Annotated in this window: 12 protein-coding genes; 3 read left to right on the top strand and 9 right to left on the bottom strand. The window is 51.6% G+C overall.

Features of this window, described 5'->3' with window-relative positions:
* Positions 1–50 precede the first annotated feature (50 nt).
* The 9 genes from AAF564_18080 to AAF564_18040 all read right to left on the bottom strand — a co-directional run bounded on the left by AAF564_18080 (position 51) and on the right by AAF564_18040 (position 15,045).
* On the bottom strand, positions 51–3,368 hold the full coding sequence (locus tag AAF564_18080) for a hypothetical protein (protein MEM8487466.1): 3,318 nt from the start codon (positions 3,366–3,368) through the stop codon (positions 51–53).
* Positions 3,369–3,383: 15 nt separating this feature from the next.
* Entirely contained in the window at positions 3,384–6,230 is a 2,847-nt protein-coding gene (locus AAF564_18075) for a TonB-dependent receptor (GenBank protein ID MEM8487465.1), read from the bottom strand.
* Complete coding sequence (locus AAF564_18070) at positions 6,227–7,942, bottom strand: peptidylprolyl isomerase (protein MEM8487464.1); 1,716 nt, start codon at positions 7,940–7,942, stop codon at positions 6,227–6,229. The genes AAF564_18075 and AAF564_18070 overlap by 4 nt, the downstream gene beginning before the upstream one ends.
* Positions 7,942–8,958 (bottom strand): LacI family DNA-binding transcriptional regulator, encoded by a 1,017-nt coding sequence (locus AAF564_18065; GenBank protein MEM8487463.1) that lies wholly within the window; start codon positions 8,956–8,958, stop codon positions 7,942–7,944. Before AAF564_18065 ends, AAF564_18070 begins: the two co-directional genes overlap by 1 nt.
* Before the next feature lie 230 nt (positions 8,959–9,188).
* Complete coding sequence (locus AAF564_18060; GenBank protein MEM8487462.1) at positions 9,189–10,745, bottom strand: hypothetical protein; 1,557 nt, start codon at positions 10,743–10,745, stop codon at positions 9,189–9,191.
* A gap of 19 nt (positions 10,746–10,764) precedes the next feature.
* Positions 10,765–11,847: a flavodoxin-dependent (E)-4-hydroxy-3-methylbut-2-enyl-diphosphate synthase gene (gene ispG, locus AAF564_18055; protein ID MEM8487461.1), complete on the bottom strand. Its 1,083-nt coding sequence runs from the start codon at positions 11,845–11,847 to the stop codon at positions 10,765–10,767.
* Positions 11,848–12,084: 237 nt separating this feature from the next.
* Complete coding sequence (locus AAF564_18050; GenBank protein ID MEM8487460.1) at positions 12,085–13,197, bottom strand: endonuclease/exonuclease/phosphatase family protein; 1,113 nt, start codon at positions 13,195–13,197, stop codon at positions 12,085–12,087.
* A gap of 21 nt (positions 13,198–13,218) precedes the next feature.
* Complete coding sequence (locus AAF564_18045) at positions 13,219–14,187, bottom strand: rhomboid family intramembrane serine protease (GenBank protein MEM8487459.1); 969 nt, start codon at positions 14,185–14,187, stop codon at positions 13,219–13,221.
* A 171-nt stretch (positions 14,188–14,358) separates the two neighbouring features.
* Positions 14,359–15,045 carry a rhomboid family intramembrane serine protease gene (locus AAF564_18040; protein MEM8487458.1) on the bottom strand — a complete coding sequence of 229 codons (687 nt, stop codon included), beginning with the start codon at positions 15,043–15,045 and terminating at the stop codon, positions 14,359–14,361.
* Between the two features lie 228 nt (positions 15,046–15,273).
* On the opposite strand from AAF564_18040, the gene AAF564_18035 reads away from it, so the two are divergent.
* The 3 genes from AAF564_18035 to AAF564_18025 form a co-directional block, all read left to right on the top strand.
* The gene (locus AAF564_18035) at positions 15,274–16,053 is read left to right on the top strand and encodes a UDP-2,3-diacylglucosamine diphosphatase (GenBank protein MEM8487457.1); all 780 of its coding nucleotides are present in this window, start codon (positions 15,274–15,276) and stop codon (positions 16,051–16,053) included.
* Between the two features lie 78 nt (positions 16,054–16,131).
* Entirely contained in the window at positions 16,132–18,495 is a 2,364-nt protein-coding gene (locus tag AAF564_18030) for a transglycosylase domain-containing protein (GenBank protein ID MEM8487456.1), read from the top strand.
* 107 nt (positions 18,496–18,602) lie between these two features.
* Positions 18,603–19,513, top strand: a 911-nt coding sequence (locus AAF564_18025) for an exonuclease SbcCD subunit D (GenBank protein MEM8487455.1), incomplete at its 3' end; no start/stop codon positions are given.

Here is a 19,513-nt window from a genome sequence, read left to right as displayed (position 1 = left end):
TTCTGTTCTACGGGATCGACTCAAAAGAGGATGGTGTCGCGAACTTCGCGCTACTGGTTCCGAGTCCCCTCAGCGCACCGTCGGAAGTCGCAGCAATGCGGCGTCGTAGCCGTTGCCCCCTGGAAGTCGGTACCCGTTAGATCCCAAAAGGCGTACTTCACTTCTTGTCCGGTAGAGACGTTGAAGACCCGTACATTTGTTGGCCGCGCAGGCAATGTTGTGCGCCGGCGCACCTGCAACTCGGTTGACATACCTTCTCCTTCGCCAACAATTTCAACGCGGTAATCAGCAGGATTTCTTAATCCGGTGATGAAGCCGGCGGCCAGATACGGATCCATTGCAATCGGAAAGACTTCGGACCGGGTCCAGGCTGTTGACGAACTGTTCAATACAATAAACGGCTCCAGGAAGAAGGACAACTTGAAGCCAAGCGGCTCGCCATCGTCGCTAAAGATTGGAAACTCATTGCCTTCACCAAACGACGTAGACCGATCCAGTAATACCCGGTTGTCTGTAACATCCGTAAGGGTAAACGTTTTTGTAGTCAGCGTATCCGGTGCGATGCCGCCGCCGGCAATTAGCGTATCCTCAAATGTAATCTGGTAGTTTTGTCCCGGCTTCACCGCACGGGGATCCAGAATTTCATAGCCGATGCGGCTGGATGTAAATCCTTGCGTCAGCTGTAAATCCAGTACATCTGCGTCGGTAAATCCAGCAGCCGGCGCGGAGGGCACAACTTTCACAACATTGCGTCCCGTTTCGATGGTGCCATCAGGTAATCGGCGGATACGCACGGGCGTCTCTGTTGGCGGAATCGTTTCTTCCGTAGCACCAAAGTCGTATGCGGTCACAGCATAGAAATAGGTAATGCCGTTGGTAACATCCTCATCCACAAAAGAGTGGGTCAGGCCGCTGGCATCTTCATTCCCAGACTGCCGATTGTCACCGAGGTAAAACTTCACGCCATTGACATCAATGGGGTGAAAGCCTTCGAACTCATTGATTTTGTCGAATTGCGCAATTGGCTTACGGAGCAAACGGTTACCAAACCCATCCGTGATTACTGTTGCGTCGAGGAATGCCGGATCCGTTGACCGGTAGATGCGGTAGCCTTCAAAATCGCGTCCGTTCAGACCAAGACCATCCAGGAAGGAGTCGAACGATTCTTCAGCATCGCTGTCCCAGTAAAGGGTCACCTTGCCATCGCCGGGTACCGCAGTGACTTCAGGCGTGATGGGTGCCTGCGCAAACTGATAATCTTCCAGGTACGCCTGGAGTGCGTTGTCGCGAGAATCGAGCACCTGATCCTGATCTAGCCCCAACTGCACCGACACAGAGATGCGCTCCGTTTGGCCGGCGGCGAGCGGAAAGAGACTACTGGTAACCACAAGATCATTTTCGCCCGGTTCTGGAATATCGATATCGAGATCCCCCGGTGTCATGAACGTGAAGTACAGAAAGCGGTCCTGCTGTGCGTTGAAGTTCAGCGAAAATGCCGGGATAATCTGGACGTTGGTGATACCAATTTGGTCAGATTCAGATACATCGGTGATATCGATATTGCGTTCACCAGGAAAGCCCGTGCCAGCGCCGGTTGTTGGCATGCCGTCACCATCGCCAGGATCATTGCTAAAGGCTACACCATCCAGCCCTGTATCGTTTTGCAGCGGATTCCAGTCGCCATCGTTGTCAATACCATCGGACCGGCTTTCATCGATCATTTCATCGATACCTTCGTCGATGCCATCATCAATCGCGCCGTCACCATCGTTATCCAGTCCATCTGCGTACGCTTTGCCCAGGTCGTTTGGCCCCACATCATATAAGACAATCGACGTACCGGGGACGTTGTACCGCCGGTATGGGTCTGTTGCAGCTGCATCTATCATTTCCTGGGTTACCGTAGGTGATCCTGGCTCACTCAGGTAGGGGAAATTGATGGTGGGATTCAGATGAGAATCGTCGTTATCGATACCATCTCGAAACGACAGCCCCAAGTCTGCTTCATCAACACCAAGCAAATGCGTTTGGCCGGCTGCCGGATTTGGGGGCCAGCGTAAAAAGGCATCAGCGCCGGCTTGTGAAACCATCTCAGGCGTCACAACAGGCCCCCCTTGTTCACCATCGCCGTCATTATCGATGAAGTCGGCATACCCTACACCTGGGCTCTGCGACTGTTCACCGGAAAATGGGATGTGGGTGGTATTCTCATCGATCAGGCCATTGTTGTTGTCATCAATTCCATTATTCGGATTTTCACCGGTAAGAAAAAGAGGATCAACAATCGGGCTGTTACACTCTCCGACTGCGGGCGAACAGTCATCTGCCGTGGTACCATCAGCGTCGTTGTCGATGCGGTCTGTGGCATTGCCCGGGGTTTCAAGAAAAGCAAACGCAGCAACACCCACCGGATCGGTCCCAAAAGGCTCTGTACCAATGCCGTCAGCATCGGTCATAAAAGCGACGTCCTCGAGAATATCAAAAAACGGGATATCATCTGAGGCATCTCCCCCAACAATATCTGCCAGCCAGAGGCTAAACCCTACGCGATCGAGATTTTTAGTGCCATCGTTTTTAACAGCATGCAGGAGAAAAATGACATCGTCAATAAGAATCTGGCTCCAGGCCATCGTACGCACTTCAGTTACAAGTCCGAGGCCTTTTCTTGTCAGGTCTGTATCATCGGGGAAATACTTCGGATAACGGTTGTACTGGTCATCTCCAACTTTATAGAAAAACTCCTGATCTGCATTGAAGATGTTTTTGCCAAAGAAGCCGTTCCACGAACCTGGCCAGCCTGGATCATCCGTATCGGTGAATTTATCGGGCCACGTTGCCGGCCATGAATCTGGCTCATCCGACTGCGCAATCCCAAACTCACGGCCAGCCGGGTTTACATAGCCTTTGATCGGCTCGAATGTCCAGGATTGGTTTTCATCAACAGGATTGCGGCGAAAGTCAGCAACATCTACAATCCACAAGTCTTCGCCATCTTCATTTTGCACTTCAGCACCCACCCACAACTGCGAAAGTGCGATGTAGATGCGGTTGGTATTTTTGGGCCACTCATAGTTAAAGTCGCCGGCTGAGCCAGAGTTGGCTGTCTGTGCCCAATTCGCAATGGTAGTTCGGATGTTATTGCCGTCAATAACATCACCTCGCCGCTCAAACTGGTCAACGCGCTCCGTGCTGGGCACATGGTTCCGATCAATAACACCCTGCGCCTGCGCAGTAGATACCAAACCAACAATGCCAAGCCACAGCAATAACATGCGTGACAGGGTACGGCCGGCGTATCCTTTGTTAAGCCTAGATTGCTGTGCGACACCATGTACATGGTATCTGGAAGCACCCGGGGATATCCTCATCTTTATCATCAATCTTTAAAATCTAAAATCAAGTCCAACCTGCACACGCCGCGGTTCGCGGTAGAAATCGGGGCGAATCCAGAATCCTGGGTCCACAGAACCCTGGCGGAATTGCTCCTGGGTGAGGTCAGGTTGCCCTGTGTCGCTGAATACACTGTTCACATTGCGCGTATCCAGCAAATTGAAGACTTCGACATACAAGCGCGGCTTGATGCGACCCAGTTCAAACGTTTTGCTCAAACTGAGATCAAACTCGTAGGCCGGCGGAATACGGCGCGAGTTCTGTGCAAATTCGGGCTGCACATCGTTGCCGACCACTGCCGCGGAAGGAAACGATGGCGTGTAAGGGAAACCAGACTCAAGCCTGAATCGAAGCGAAGCGCCAAACCCTTTATAGCCACCGTAAACGGCGCCGGCTACCTTGTGACGCTGGTCCCAGTTTAGCGGTAGCAGCGCCAGTGTTGGTTGGCTGTTGCCCTGTAGCGCAAAAAATTCCTGCGCAGGATCCGAATTCGACCCTTCCACAATTTGGTAGGTATAGCTCAAATCGAAACCAAACATATCGCGATAAGGGCGAGACAGCGTCAGGGTTACCCCACGCGTATTGGCGTAGTCACGGTTTGTATATATGACATAGTTTACACCGGGCAGGGCTGACTCAATCAGGGTTGAAGTTGACACCCAGCTGCGCACATCCCGGTAATACCCGGTTACATCAATCACGTACTGGCCACCACCAAAACCCTGCTTGAAGCCCAGTTCGTACATCGTGGTTTTCTGTGCATCGAGATTGGGATTTCCAAAAGGACCGTAAAAGCCACTCAGCGAGGAAAGCTTGTAATTGGAGCCCAGGAACAGGTTGTCGAGTGTTGGGATCTGGAAAAAGAGGCCGTATGAGAAGTGGATCACCCCTTCTTCCGTGATCGGGTAGGCAATGCCGAGCCGTGGTGAAATCTGGAGTTTCGCAGAAGCATCTCTGTACCAGTAGGCTTCGCGATCTTGCACGGTCAGGGCGTTGTCTGATGTCTCCTCGTCTTCTGTGATGAGGCCATCGCCATTAGTATCCCTGAATCGGTTGGTCTTTTTGAGCGGGTTGAAAATATTCGGATCACTTGGATCAGCCGGCAGCTGTCCGCGGGAATCGAAATAGTCTGCCCGGATGCCGGCATTTACAATAAAGCTTTCAAACTCAATTTTGTCTTGCACGTACGCGCTAATTGTGAATGGCTCCACATCTTCGAATGAATTGAAATCGGAAGACGTTGCGGCGGGTATTGCCGGCTGGAAAGGCGAAACCGCCACTCCATTTTCATCCACAGCGGGAATCAAGCTGAACGCGGTAAAGTCAAGCAAATCCAGGCGCGCAAGAAAGCCCCCTTTGACGAGGTGGTAGCGACCAATCTGGCTGGAAATATCAAATTTCACCATGTAAGAACGCGTAGAGCGCTCAAACCGGCTCAGGTCCGTCCCACCCCGTAAAAAGCGCCCACCACCGGTTTCAACAGAATCTGGCGGCGTGAGCAAAAAGCCATTGTAGCGCGCATCGTTTGCTTGATCAAACAACTCGGAATGCGCCTTACGCGAAAACGTCGCCAGGTTTAGCGTGTAAAAAGTTTTCTCGCTTAAGAGATGGGTCATTTTGATTTTTGCATCATACCCATCATCCTGGTACGTAGGAATGCCGTCCGGATTCCAGCGAAAAGGCAGGTAGCGCCCGTTTCCAACCCCCAGGTCATTTGACGTGCTGATCGAACCCAATCCAATCAGGTTGAGCGTGATGTTGCGGCTCAGTTTGAATTTCAGATTACCTTGCCAGCTGAATTTCTCAGAGGAGTTCATCGGTACAATTTCGCCATCGCCGGCAGTACCATCCGGATTGAAATTGCGTGCACCGTAGAGCCAGCCATCGTTGCTGAAATAGCGGCCCAAAAGGAAGAACGTTACGCGATCAGATAAAATAGGGCCATCCAGCGAGACCTTCAGGTTCTGAAACTGCATGGGCTCAAACGGCAGGAAAGAGTATGGATCAACATCGCGATACTGCACACCGGTAACGGGATCCTGCAAAGCCTCAACTTCGGTCCCGCGAAGAAATGAACGGCCTTCTCCTTCGGAAACAACATATGCGCCTGAGAAAGCCTCAACAGAGCCAGAAAACCGATCTGCTTTACCCTCTTTTGTAACCACGTTGATCACGCCCGACATGGCATTACCAAACTCTGCGTTGAATGTACCCGAAATCACCTGCAATTCCTGGATGCCGTCGTTTTCAAGCTGAATAGATTGAGAACCATCAAAGCTATCTGAAATGGGTACGCCATCAACCATAAACAGCACTTCGCTGCTGCGCCCGCCGCGAATGTGCAGCCCATTCCGGTTGGTGATGCCGGCCTGGACCTCCAAGATTTGTCCGAGTTCGGTGACTGGCAACTGATCAATGGTTTCAGCAGTCACCCGGGCCTCGGAGCTGGTGAGGTCTTTTCTAACTGCAACGGCATCCGCGGTGACCACAATCTCTTCTCCTTCAAGTACCTCTTCCCGAAGGGCAAAATTTGCGCGTGTCGTCAGGTCTACATTTACTGATGCCCCCTCGCGGCGCTCAGTTGCAAAGCCAACAAAGGAGGCCACGAGCGTATAAACACCGGGTCTAATCCCGATCATCACATATTCGCCGTTCACGTCGGTTGTTGCGCCCCGTGTTGAGCCTTCAACCACCACGTTTACACCTGGTAGCGGCTCGCCCGTCGCAGCGTCAGTCACTTTGCCAGCAATTTTACCCGTCTGCGCCAGCGCCAATGAAGGCAAGCTGAACAGACAGATGCAGGCAATCAAGCCATAAAAAGCCTTTCTTCCTTTGATCATGTGTCTTTCTTTAATGAAAGTGCTGCCAGCAATGCTTCATCGATGACGATCGATTGCTGTGCCCTGAGTGCTTTAATATGTTCTTGCAAATGGCGCTTGCCATCTGCTTTCCGGAGGGAGCCAACGATAGTTGGTGTTGCCTCCTGCAATGTCATCGGACGCGCCGGCACCCGGTCGCCCACTTTCAGCAATACATAATATCCTCGTATCTCCAATGGCCCCAGCACATCACCTGACTTCGCCGCATAGATTGCAGGACCCATTTCGCCCATTTGGTTTTCAGCGAGATAGCCGAGATCACCGCCAGCTGCATCAGCACCGGGGCGTAAAGAATGACGAGCCGCCAATTGGGTAAAAGGCGTCAGGCTAAACAACTGTAACAAGCTGTCTGCCGTTGCCTTTCTGTCAACCAGGATTTCCCACACTCGGATTGCGGGCGGATGGACCAGTATTTCGCTGTTGGCGCTATAATAAGCCTGAATTTGTGCTTCGGAAATTGGCACCTCGGCAAGGAGGCGAGAAGCTTCATAGTCACGTACCCATCCCCTGTCCGCCTGCGCCAGCGCAGATTTGTACACAGGCAGGGCCTCCAGATTCATCTTTCGCGCTTCGCGCAACATAACATCTCGTACAAGGAGGCCTTCCACAAATTGCTTAAAAGAATCAACATCTTGCACTGCAGCCCGTTGTGCGTCGCTCGTGGCTGCAGCCATTGCACGAAAGGTGACGACATCCATGGTTTGCTGCTGGCCATCTGCCGTATAGGTGAGCAAAGTTTGTGACAACCAGGCATCACCAGCTTCACCATCCAGTACAGGGCCGGCGCCTGTTATCTGACCCAGCAATTGCGCAACAACGGCCTCGTCATATGCAGGAGTCAGCGCCACGACAACCGAAGCTGCATAACGCTGGCGGGCTGCTATTTTCTTGCGGTAGGATACAAAATGCTCGATGCGATCGCGGCGCTCAGCAAATTCGTACGTCGTAATGAGCGGTTTGACAAACCGATCTTCCACCTTGATGATTGAGTAGCCAGTTGTCGTTTTGACGGGCTGAGAAACTTCACCAACTTCCAGCGCAAACGCAGCCTCTTCAAACGGCAGATCCATGTCATCGAGTGTAAACTCACCGATGAGTCCGCCATTGTTAGCAAGCGCTGTATCCGCAAAAACGGTCGGCGCCAGCGTGTCAAACGAGGCCCCCTCTTGAAGTTGTCGATAAAGATTGTTCGCTTCCGCTTTGGTGCGCGCGTAGAGATGACGCGCTGTAATTACGGTGTTCGCGCGTACAAACATGTCTTCCAGCTCAACTTCTGCAATTTGCAACGTGTCGAAAAGCGCCTGCTGTACAAAAGCTTCAATCAAAAACTTGGTTTGATGACGGGCATGGGCGGCCTGAAAAGCCTCTGTCTCCTCAATACCACCTTTTCGCGCATCAGCGGCCAGCAAGTACGTATCAATCAGGCTATTGAGTACACGGGTTCGATTTGCCTGCTCATCCTGCAGCCCCGTTTTAAACAGATAATCCACGTAGGCTTCGCGAAACTCTTCCGTAAAAATCTGCTCACCGCCTACTTCAGCCAGCACGGCGCTTGACTGCTCTGAATACGCCTGCGTGCAGCCAGCCAACAAAATGGCGAACACCATCATGGTGCCTAATCCTGTGGTTGGCTTTATGTAGATCTGCTTTAACATGGCAGGTTTATTCAGCATCAACATTTTCTACTCGAGCATCGCTCGACGAGCTCAGGCGAAAAAACAGTTTGCGTAACAGGCGCAGTTGGCTCTGCAAATCTTTGCAGGAGCAGTTCGGCGGCTTTTGCTCCCATGTCGAACATGGGTTGACGCAGCGTCGAAAGTCCGACATAGCGGCTGATCATTATGTCGTCAAACCCGATCAGCCCAATGTCGCGCCCCACAACAAGGCCGGCGTCTTCAATGGCGCGCTTGGCACCAAGCGCCTGAATGTCAGAAGTAGCAAATACCGCATCTGGTGGCGTGTGGTGTTCAAGCAGACTCCCCATGGCTTTGTACCCTGCTTCTTCGGTGTAGCCATGGAAGGCGGGGTCGTCATTTTCAACAACAAGTTGTTCATCCACCGCCATTCCGGCTTTCTGGTGAGCAATTCTAAAACCTTCTGCTCGCTTCATCGCCGGCACAGAAACCCTGTTTGCCATAATCATGGCTAACCGCTTGTAGCCTTGCGACAATAAATGCTCCGTTGCCCAAAACCCGCCCTCCTCATTGTCGATAGAGACCGAATCAAAATCAGGGTGGTTCTGGTCAACAAGGACGACGGGCTGTTCGCGAGATTTAAGCATCTCTACCCGGCCCGAATCCATCGGACTGGAGAACAACAATACCCCTTCAGATTTCCCACGCGTCAACGCGCTTTGCAACAACCCCTCTACATCTTCCAATTCAGGGGCCGAGTACACCAGCAAGTCGTATTCAGTTTTAGCAATCCGGGTCTGCACACCCTGCAATACTTCCAGATAGAAGTAGCTGGTCATCATCGGAATCACGGCAGAGACCAGGTTGGATTGCTGACGCGCGAGGTTGCGGGCGAGCGCATTTGGGTGGTACCCCAGGGTCTTTGCTACCGCAAAAACCCGGTCGCGTGTTTTAGGCGAAACCCGATTGCTGTTGTTAAACGCACGCGATACGGTCGCAATCGATACCTTTGCTTGCGCAGCAATGTCGTATATAGTGATCGTATCCGCTGCCATAAAATCTTCAGGTCCTTTTCACACTCGCGATGTAAGCGCTTACACGAATCAACAAAAAAAATGCACGCAAAAAATGAAAGCGCTTACATTAGCAGGTGAGAAAGAAAAGAATACTTTTCAGAAAGGTCAAGGGCAGGGCACAGATAATTGCACAAAATGCTGTGTATCCTGATAAAGAATCGACTTTAGCGCTGTCATGCGCGGTACGATGGGCAGTTTCTGCAAGCGCATCAAGAGGATTTTGCAACAACCACAACTTGCCGGCCGGACGCTGTTATAATCACCAGAAAATAAACCCCGGGGGCTTGCATACGGCCGGCGGCATCACGCCCATCCCACAACAACTCGACGCGCCCCGGCTGAAGTGTTTGCCGATGCATAAGTGTTGCAACCTGCCGCCCCCGCACATCGAACACTTTTGCCTCAACATCGGAAAAAGTTGCCAACACACCCGGCAAGATCACCTGCTCTGAAAACGGATTCGGATATGGGGCATGTAACCTGATTGCATGTGCGTTTGGTGTTGTAGTTTCGGGTGTATTGCTGGTTAACACATTGCGCAAATCAAAAGCAAAGACACTCCCGCTCTCCAATCCAGCACTCCCGTCGCGCCAGCTTCCTGCGAGCGCATACCCGTCGGCAGTTGCGACAGCAATACCCATTTCACTCTCGGGTTGGTTGTCCACGGGCAGTAGCTGACCAGCTTGTTGCCATACACCATCAACGGGTTCAAATACGTAAGCTGCGCCAGCTTCTGCGCCGGCCGTATCATTGCCTGGGGCCCCGATGAGTGCAAACACGGATTCTCCGCGACGCATTGCCACTGAATGCCCAAAAAAGGAATTGGCGGTTGCATCAGCGCCTTGCAGTTTTGCGGCCTCTACAAACGCATCTGCCCTTTCCTCAAAGAGATAGGCAGCGCCGGCGTCCACGGCCCCCGCATCATTGGCCCGGGCACCAACAAGGATATGGGTTTCACCAAGCGACACCGCTGCGCCAAACTGATCAAGAAATGCGCCATCCGCAGCCTGGAGCCTATCACGTTGCAACCAAAGAAGACCGCGATTCTCAAAGACATAGACAGCACCACTCCCAAGCACCTCCCCCTCAGCCAGTTCAGCGCCAACAACTGCAAACCTGGCATCGATGTCTACGGCAGTCCCAAAGAAATCACCACTTGTGCCATCATTTGCGGTAAGCTTGGGGAGTTGAACCCACGTTGCACCCGCGCGCTGGAAAATATATGCGGCGCCGGCGCTGTTGCCCTTATCATCTGCGCCACGGGCACCAACAATGAGATAGGGATCTGTTAACGCAACGGAAAACCCAAAGGCATCGTTTGCACGGGCATCATCAGCGGTGAGTTTTTGTAAAAACTGCCAGCTATCATTTTCGCGCAGGTAAACAAAGACGGCGCCGGCGTTTTCTGCCCTTTCATCATCGCCCAGGGCACCAACTACAGCATAATCGCCATCTACAGCCACAGCAATACCAAAGCCGTCAGCAGGCGCGCCTTCGGACACAAGAACTTTCTGGACAAAATCCCAATTGGTGCCGTTCTGCTGGTAGAAATAAACAGCGCCAGCGTCTTCTCCTGCTGCATCGTGAGCGTTTGCACCAACAAGAAGGGTTTCGCCACTGTGGGCAACGGAAACACCAAATTGATCATTCACAGCGCCATCAGGTGGCACTATGCGTTGGGCAGATTGTGCGACAACCGGTGGTGCCACTAAGCATGACGCCGTAAGTCCGACAACAAGCAAAAACCAGCCGGCAACTGAGCGCATGCAACAGTTCAGGACACGCCTAGACCTGCACTTCTTCGTCTTCCCAGTTTTCGATAGCGTCGAGAATAGACTCCACAATCTGGTCTTCAGCAATGGTTTTTATAATTTTACCTTTGCGGAACAGATGGGCCCGGCCGCGTCCACAGGCAACACCAAGGTCTGCACCAGCAGCTTCGCCAGGGCCGTTAACAGCACACCCCATCAAGGCTACATTAAGGTCTTTTTCGAATTTCCTTGCTTTAACGGCCTGTTCTACGTCTTCAGCAATTTTGAAGAGATCAACTTCGAGGCGGCCGCATGTTGGACATGCAATAATGTTAACACCTGGCCGGCCAAGACGCAAAGACTTCAGGATCTGATGCGCAACTTCCACCTCATTTACAGATTCAGCTGTAAGTGAAACGCGAATCGTATCTCCGATGCCCTCAGCAAGCAGCGCGCCAATACCAATCGAACTTTTGATGGTGCCCGAGCTCACGGTACCCGACTCTGTGACCCCAAGATGCAAAGGAAAATCTGTTCTCTCAGCAAGGAGTTTGTATGCCTGGATCATGAAGAACACATCCGAGTGTTTCACGGAGATGATGAGGTCTTCAAAGCCATTTGCAGTACAGATTTCGATATGCCGCATGGCGCTTTCGTAGAGCGCCTCTGGCTGCGGGTACCCATATTTATCGAGAATATCGCGTTCCAGCGAGCCGGAGTTTACCCCAATACGAATCGGGATGCCGGCATCTTTTGCAGCAAGCAAGACCTCGCGTTCCCACTCTGGCTTACCGATATTGCCTGGATTGATGCGCACTTTGGCTATGCCAGCTTCAATCGCCTTCAGGGCATACTGGTAGTTAAAATGGATGTCTGCCACAATAGGCACATTTGAGCCCTGCACGATGTCTTTCAACGCCTCAGCGTCTTCAGGGCGCGGGACGGCTACCCGTACAATATCAGCGCCGGCAGCCGCCAGGCCTTCAATTTCCGACAGGCACGTTTCAACATCATGCGTCTTGGAAACAGTCATCGACTGAACAGACACAGGCGCTCCACCACCAACCTGTACATCACCTACCTGGACGGGGCGAGAATAACGACGCGGTCTTTCCATTTTATCTATAAATAATTGTTTTACGCGAGAAAGCGGGTGTGCTGGCCTGGTTCAGGTAGCCGGCATACATCACATACCCTGTAATGTAGCCATACAACCAGCATGCAATACAACCCTAAACAGGGAATTAACAAACGTGGGCCCAAACAGTGCGCTAAGTGGGGAGCGATAGCATCCGTACTAACGCATTTTTTCCAGTACAAGTTGCGCGAAAAAGCGGGTCGGCACAATTCTATTTTAAGGCAACGCAACAGCAGCCGTTGCAGGGTCTGCCCAGCCAATTTCGGCGATCACCGGACGATGATCGGAATAGTTGAGCGGTGGGATGGTAGCACTGTATACTTGCCAGTCGGAAGAAACAAGAATATGGTCAATTTTCGCCAGCGGGAAACGGACGTGGTACGACGTCCTGAAGAGGTTACCCCGATGGGCATGTACATCTTGCAAGCCCTCTTTCAGGTGATTAAAGGCCCAATTGTGTGGCGTGCTGTTAAAATCACCTGCAAGAATAACAGGCATTTCCTCTTCTTCCAGCAATTGTTTGATGCGCGCAGCCTCCCAGGCCCGATACTGAAACGCTTCGCGATACTGCCGGATATAGAACAACCAGAACTTCGGACTCATGGGGCTCATATTTTCATCAAGCCAGGGTTTTTTCGAGCCAAACGTGCGCATATGTACGTTGTAGAAAACCCCCACCCGGCCGGCCCACTCAAATTCCATCCGCATAAACGACATCGCTTCAAAGTCGTTTTCTTTTATTTTAACGCGGTTCTTTGCTTGCTGAACCAGCTTGTCTTTGCGTGTCCAGATTGGTTTGAAGGTAGAAGGCACATCGTGCCGGTTGCGGGCGACAGCCTGAAAACCGAGAGAATCCAGCTTGTTTGCAACGTAGGGCAGGTTACGGATGCGAAGCTCCTGCCCCCGGTAATGGACAAGAAATTCCTGCAGGCCGAGAATATCCGGATACAACAACCCAAGTACTTCGCCGAGCTTGCGGGCCTGTTCTGCCTGAGAGAAAATTTCGAAGTGCCCCAAGTTGTAGGAGGCAATGCGTAATGTTGGCGATGTGTTTACGGGAGGATTGAGGGCAGTACCGAGGGCAGCAAAGCGAACCAGGATGAGTCCGACAAAAGCAAGATGGAGCCCAAACATGCCCCACCGCTTAACAGCTACGAATACGGGGGTTGCCAGTAGCAACAGAATACTTAGCGTGGGGAGTGCAACGGCAAAGAGTTGGGGCCACCAAAAGGATCGTGGGTCGACATATCGCCCGAGATAGCCGGCCACAAAGAAGCACAAAAGCAGCGCATCAACAACAAGAAACGCGATCCACAAAAATCGTCGCACAAAAACCCTACATCGTTTAGCTTACTTGCGACTTGCCTCGTAAAGGATTTTTTTCTCAGCTGGTGTAAGCGCTTCATATCCCTCTGCACTGATTTTATCCAAAATCCGGTCTACCTCATCTTCTTTGGACGTCTCAATTACTTCAACGTCAACTTCAGTGCGTCGCCAAGTACGCTCACGCGTAGGCTGTTTTTTGGGTGGTGGCTCAGCGCTATCATTTTTAGAGGCAAGCCAATTTTCAATTTTCCGGAGCATACCGCCTTCACGATCTCCTGAGCTGCTACTGCTGCCAGCCGAACTCTTACGCGCTCCGCCTTTAAAGAAGTAGGTAGCCCAACTGGAAAGATCAACACCGGAAGATTCTGCTTTTGCAAAGAGGAAACCGAACAAAACGCCGCCCCAGTGGGCTGCAACGGCTGTACCTTGCATAAACAGGGCGTCAATAACCAGAAATCCGAGCACAACGTAAAGCAGCCTCACCGTTCCGAGGAAAAGCAGGCCAATGCTTTTATAAGGATGCAAAATGGCCATGGTCATCATCACACCCAGCACAGAGGCGGAAGCGCCATGAACAACAACGGCAGCATCGCCACCGCCGCCGGCAAACCCAGGAAACAGGCCTTCGATTACGATAGAGAGAATCCCTCCCCCAATGCCGGCAATAATGTAGACCGCAAGCAATCGGTGCGAACCATGTAATTCTTCGTAGTCCCTTCCAATCCATACAAGCCAGAGCATGTTGAACGTGATATGCAGGATGCCACCAAGGTCGGTCCCCAAATGCAGGAAGTTGTACGTAATCAACTGCCAGGGTTGATACAAAAACGTGGTAGGCTCAGCTTGCAGGGCCAGGTGACGGTTAAACAACGTCTCCATGGCGTCAAAATGCTGAAAAAGCAGAAACCAAAGCACGTAGATGACGACATTGATAGTCAACAGCGCCCGAATGGCTGGCGGCTGCATTCTATACCATGTATTGAGCTGATTCACAGTTGATCGTCTTTAAAAGTTCTGATGCTGTGCACGCACAGGTGCCATACGCAGGAAAGGTGCTCCAGATGCTTTTGCTTACCCGCATGCAGGAGTAAGTACACAAACCCGTATTTACTACACCTTAAAAGGGCTTTGGTTTACCGAAATCCGCCGGTTTTACAACTTCAGTTAAAAAAGCATTCGTCGTTCTGGCTTTATCGGCAGTTTGCCGCGCCAATATTGCATCAAAATGAAACCAAAAACCATGCCGCCGAGATGCGCAAAATGGGCTGTACCGGAAGCCGCCCCCGTAAATCCACCAAAGATTGCGAAGAGGCCAAGGCCCAAAACAAACCATTTGGCCTTTATCGGAAAAGGCAAAAAGAGCAGGAAGATTTCGTTATTGGGAAACATCATCCCAAAGGCCAGCAGAATACCGTATACCCCACCCGAAGCACCTACGGTATAATATCCCATGCCGTAAGATGTCATGAGCTGAATCAGGCCGGCACCGACAACACAAACAAAGTAAAAAATAGCAAAACGACGCGACCCCCAGGCGTTCTCCAACTGAACACCAAACATCCAGAGGGCAAACATATTAAACAGAATATGGGTAAAATCGCCGTGTAGAAATCCGTAGGTTACCAGCTGCCAAGGCCAAAAGTCACCGGTTGCACGCAATCCCTGGCTGGTAAGAATCTGATCAGGCGCGCCAATCGGCCACAAAGCAAACCACTCCCGCAAAAACATCGCAATGGGGCTGTCTGCCGGATTCTGTGCAAGAAAAAAGAGTCCATTGATGATCAACAGATTCTTGAGAACCGGGGGAAACACTGAAAAATTTGTAACTGGCCGAATAGAATTGGAATACATCTAGCTACTTTTTGTGCGCTCACATTCGGATCGTACGTCCCATGTGATGATGGGTTACATGGACCGGCCATTCCGACAGCTACTGCTGAACAAAAAAAACAAACAGAGCAATAAACCAAACTGAGCAAAAAACCAAACGGACACCAATTCCTGATTGGCTACCTGAAAACGAAACTGTCCTACCTGCAGTATCGTTCCAAGTCCAACGCTATATAATGAAGAAATACTGTGATTCTTTTTGTCTCTGACATGCACTTCGGGCGCGGTGACGTGGCTACTGAAAAAAAGCATGAAGCCGCTTTAATCAATTGCTTGCGTCATTTTGAAGATCAAATTGAACACCTGTTTCTTATCGGCGATGTCTACGACCAGTATATCGAGTACCCAAATCTTGTCCCCAAAGGCATTGCGCGTTTCCAGGGTTTGATTGCAGCCTGGACCGACAGTGGCCGGCCCGTCACCTACCTCACGGGCAACCACGACCCGTGGCATATGGACTATTACAAAGAAGAGCTGGGGGTAAACCTGGTGTTCGATAGCTTTATCGAACCTCTGCAGGGCAAACACGTTTACCTCAACCACGGAGATATTATTGCATCCCGATTTCCACTCAACACCCTGATAAAGCAGACGCTTCAGCATCCACTACCTGTTTTTTTGTACCGTACGTTGCTGCCATCCGATTTTGGATACAGGTTGGCCAGATGGGTTAATCAACGCATTCACTCCGATGTAATAGATACCGAAGTGGTGGCGCAATTGCGCACGCACGCAGCCACATTGCTCGCGCAGAAACACGACCTTGTGGTGATGGGACACAGTCATCATGCTGAATTGACCCGGCTTGGTGATGGCCTTTACCTGAATACAGGATGTTGGCGGCTCCATCGAACCTTCGGTTGCATGGCAAACGGCACCGTTTCGTTATTCAATTGGAACGACGAGACAAAAAAGCCGGAGTTACGGGAAACGGCATCCTTTATGCAACAAACCGAAACTTCTACTTAAACCGATTGTCTTGCTTTTAAGCAATACTTTTTCGCAATTTTCCCACATTCTCAAGCTTAGCCGGGTGAGGCAAACGCTATGTCTGAAGAATGGTCCTATTCGGACGAAGAACTGAAACGTTATTTCAACGACCCTTCAAGTCGCCGGCAATCTGATGCCGTTGAGCATTCCAACGATTTTTACAGGGATCCCAACGCTGCACCTCCGCCACCGCCCCGTCGTGGCATACGTGGCTTTTTCATGCGCACCTTTGGTAGCAAGAAAAAAGCAGACGCTGCGTTTGCACTCTCTGTAATTACGGGGCTTGGACTACTCGGCTTTATGGCCATCGTCGTATTCCTGGTTTCGCTTGGCGAAGACGAACTACCGTCACTACAGCAACTCGAAAACCCGGACCTCCAGCTTGCAACTGTTGCTTACACGGCTGATGGCAAAGAACTCGCACGCTATGCCTACCAGAACCGCTCATCCGTAGCCTACGCAGACATTTCACCCAATGTCATCAACGCGCTGGTTGCAACGGAAGACCACCGTTTCCACAACCATTGGGGCATCGACCTTTTCCGATTCTTTGTGTCTGCTGCAAAAACCGTCATGGGGGATGTGCAGGGCGGCTCTACCATTACCATGCAGTTGGCCCGTAACCTGTACAACAAAGAAATTGGCAAGCGCCAGACCATTTCTCGAAAGCTGAAAGAAATGCTCACGGCAGTACAGCTCGAGCGCCGATACACCAAGCGCGAAATCATCGAGATGTACCTGAATACCGTTGAGTTTGGCAACAACGCTTTTGGTATCGAAGCAGCTGCGCGTACGTTTTTCAGCGTCAGCTCAACCGAACTTGACACCCTGCAGAGCGCCACGCTTGTTGGTATGCTGAAAGGGATCACGATGTACAACCCGATCAGAAATCCCAACCTTTCGCGCCAGCGCCGCAATGTTGTACTGGGCCAGATGGTCAAAAACAACTACCTGAGTCGGGAATACCTCGAAGCGAATCTTGAAACGCCCATTGAAACTGAATACAGTTCCAGCGAAATCACCGCCGGCTTTGCGCCCTATTTCGCAGAGCATGTACGGCAGTGGCTGGGTGAATGGGGCAAAGAAAGCGGACACGACATCTATTCGCAAGGCCTGATTGTCCACACAACCCTCGACACCCGGATGCAGGAAATTGCCTCCGAGGTTGTAGAGCGCCAGATGAATGGCCTCCAACAAGTTGTTGACTATGAATGGAGTCGCAAGCGATTTGCCGGCTTTCCATACAACCAGGGCATGGCCGCATATACCGACCTGGAAGAGTTTGAACCCTTTAGCGAGTACTGGCGCCTCAAAGCGGACACGTTGCAGCTTTACATCCAGGAAACAGAAGCTTTCCGGGTGTTGAGAAACGAAATTGGCGGCGACGCAGCCATCGACTCGCTGATGAAAGACGAAGAATTTGTCGCGCAGTTCAAGGCGGACAAAACACGCCTCGAAGCCGGCATGATTTCCATCGATCCCCGCAGTGGTTACGTCAAAGCGTGGGTGGGTGGTCGCAACCTGAAAGATGACTGGTACGACCACGTAGCCAAAGCACGCCGGCAACCCGGCTCTACGTTTAAACCCTTTGCCTACATTGCCGCCATTGATAACGGGTACTCTCCTGATTACATGCTGGCAGACAGCTCCATCTACTGGGAAGATGACCAGGGCAACGAGTGGCAAGCCAAGAACTCAGGTGAAGAGGGATCCGGATTGATGCTCACCCTGCGCGAAGGACTCAAACAATCTAAAAACACAATTACTGCGCGGCTCGTTTTGAAAATTGGCGCACCAACGCTGGCATTTTACGCCCGACGCATGGGCATCAAGAGCCCGCTTATTGAGGTACCCTCTCTTGCCCTGGGCACCAGCAATGTTACGCTTCAGGAGCTAACCACAGCTTACAGCACCCTCGCAAACTCGGGCATCAAGCATGAACCGACGGTCATCACCCGTATCGAGGACCGCCTGGGCAACGTACTGTACGAAGCGCGACCTCGACCTGAAGAAGCATTGAACGAGCAAACCGCACTCAAAGGCATTGATATGCTGCGGGATGTGATTCAGGCCGGCGGCACGGGCATCCGGGTTCGCACCCAATACAGCCTCTACGAATACGACCTGGCCGGCAAAACCGGCACCACGCAGAATAGCGCGGATTGCTGGTTCATGCTGATGCATCCTGAATTGGTAACAGGTGCGTGGGTTGGCTTCAACGACCAGCGCGTCACCTTCCGCACCGATTGGTGGGGACAGGGAGCGCATAGCGCCCTGCATCTGGTTGGAGATTTTACCCGAAAAATCGCTGATGAAGAAAAACTCAGCAAAGTATCTTTTCCGCTGCCTATTGACTATAGTGCGCCAAACATAGACATTGAGGGTAACCAAGGAAACCAGGGCGGGAAAGTTAATTGGTAATCATGCATCCCCGCCTGGATATTTAGCGGCACTATGCTGCAGCCGTGGTGACCACAAGTAATTTGTGCTGCTTCTCCACTGAAACCTATTCTGTTTAGTCTGGCACAGTGAAAATTCTGCATACGGCCGATATCCACTTCGGCAGTAACGCCTACGGGCGCATTGATGCGGCGACGGGATTAAATTCCCGGCTCATGGACTTCAAGAGGTCCTTCGACTTTTTGGTGCAACGAGGTCTTGATGAAGACATCGACCTGTTCCTTTTTGCCGGAGACGCTTACCGCACTGCGGATCCTACCCCGACGCAACAAAAAGCCTTTGCTGCGTGCCTCAAGCCCATTGCTGACCGAGGCATCCCCATTGTTATGATCGTGGGAAATCACGATCACCCAATTTCCTACGGCAAAGCCTCTGCCCTCGACATCTACCCTTATCTGAGTGGCGACGTACACCTGTTTCACCGTCCCGACTTCACGGTTATCGAAACGAAAAGCGGGCCGTTGCAATTTATTGCCCTCCCCTGGCCCATCCGCAGTATGCTGCTGACCAAAGAAGAATACCGGAGCAAGTCGCCTACCGAAATCAGGGCTTTTATCGAGGAGAAATACGTTAACTTTGTACAGGCGGCTACCAAAGCCCTCGACCCCGATTTGCCTACGGTTATGTCGGCACACTTGTCGGTGCATGGGGCTGAACTTTCAGGATCTGAACAAACCAGCCTGATTGCCCACGAGCCCAAGTTTTCGGTGGGACAACTCGCGCTTCCGCCAATTGATTATATCGCCCTGGGGCACATACATAAATTTCAGGACCGCAATGCCGGCGAAAAACCCCCGGTGGTATACTCCGGCAGTATTGAATGTATATCGTTTAAAGAATGGTCGTACCCCAAAGGCTTTGTCCTGGTTGATATTGAAGGAGCCGGCGCAGACAAAAAGACCTCTTTTTCATTTGTAGAAACGCCGGCGCGCCCTTTTGTCGCCATAGACATCGATGCAAGAGAAGCAGAAGATCCGAT

Source organism: Bacteroidota bacterium (assembly GCA_039111535.1).
GTDB lineage: Bacteria > Bacteroidota > Rhodothermia > Rhodothermales > JAHQVL01 > JBCCIM01.
The sequence above is the reverse complement of the archived record's forward strand: the minus strand, read 5'-3'. Positions and strand labels throughout refer to the sequence as shown.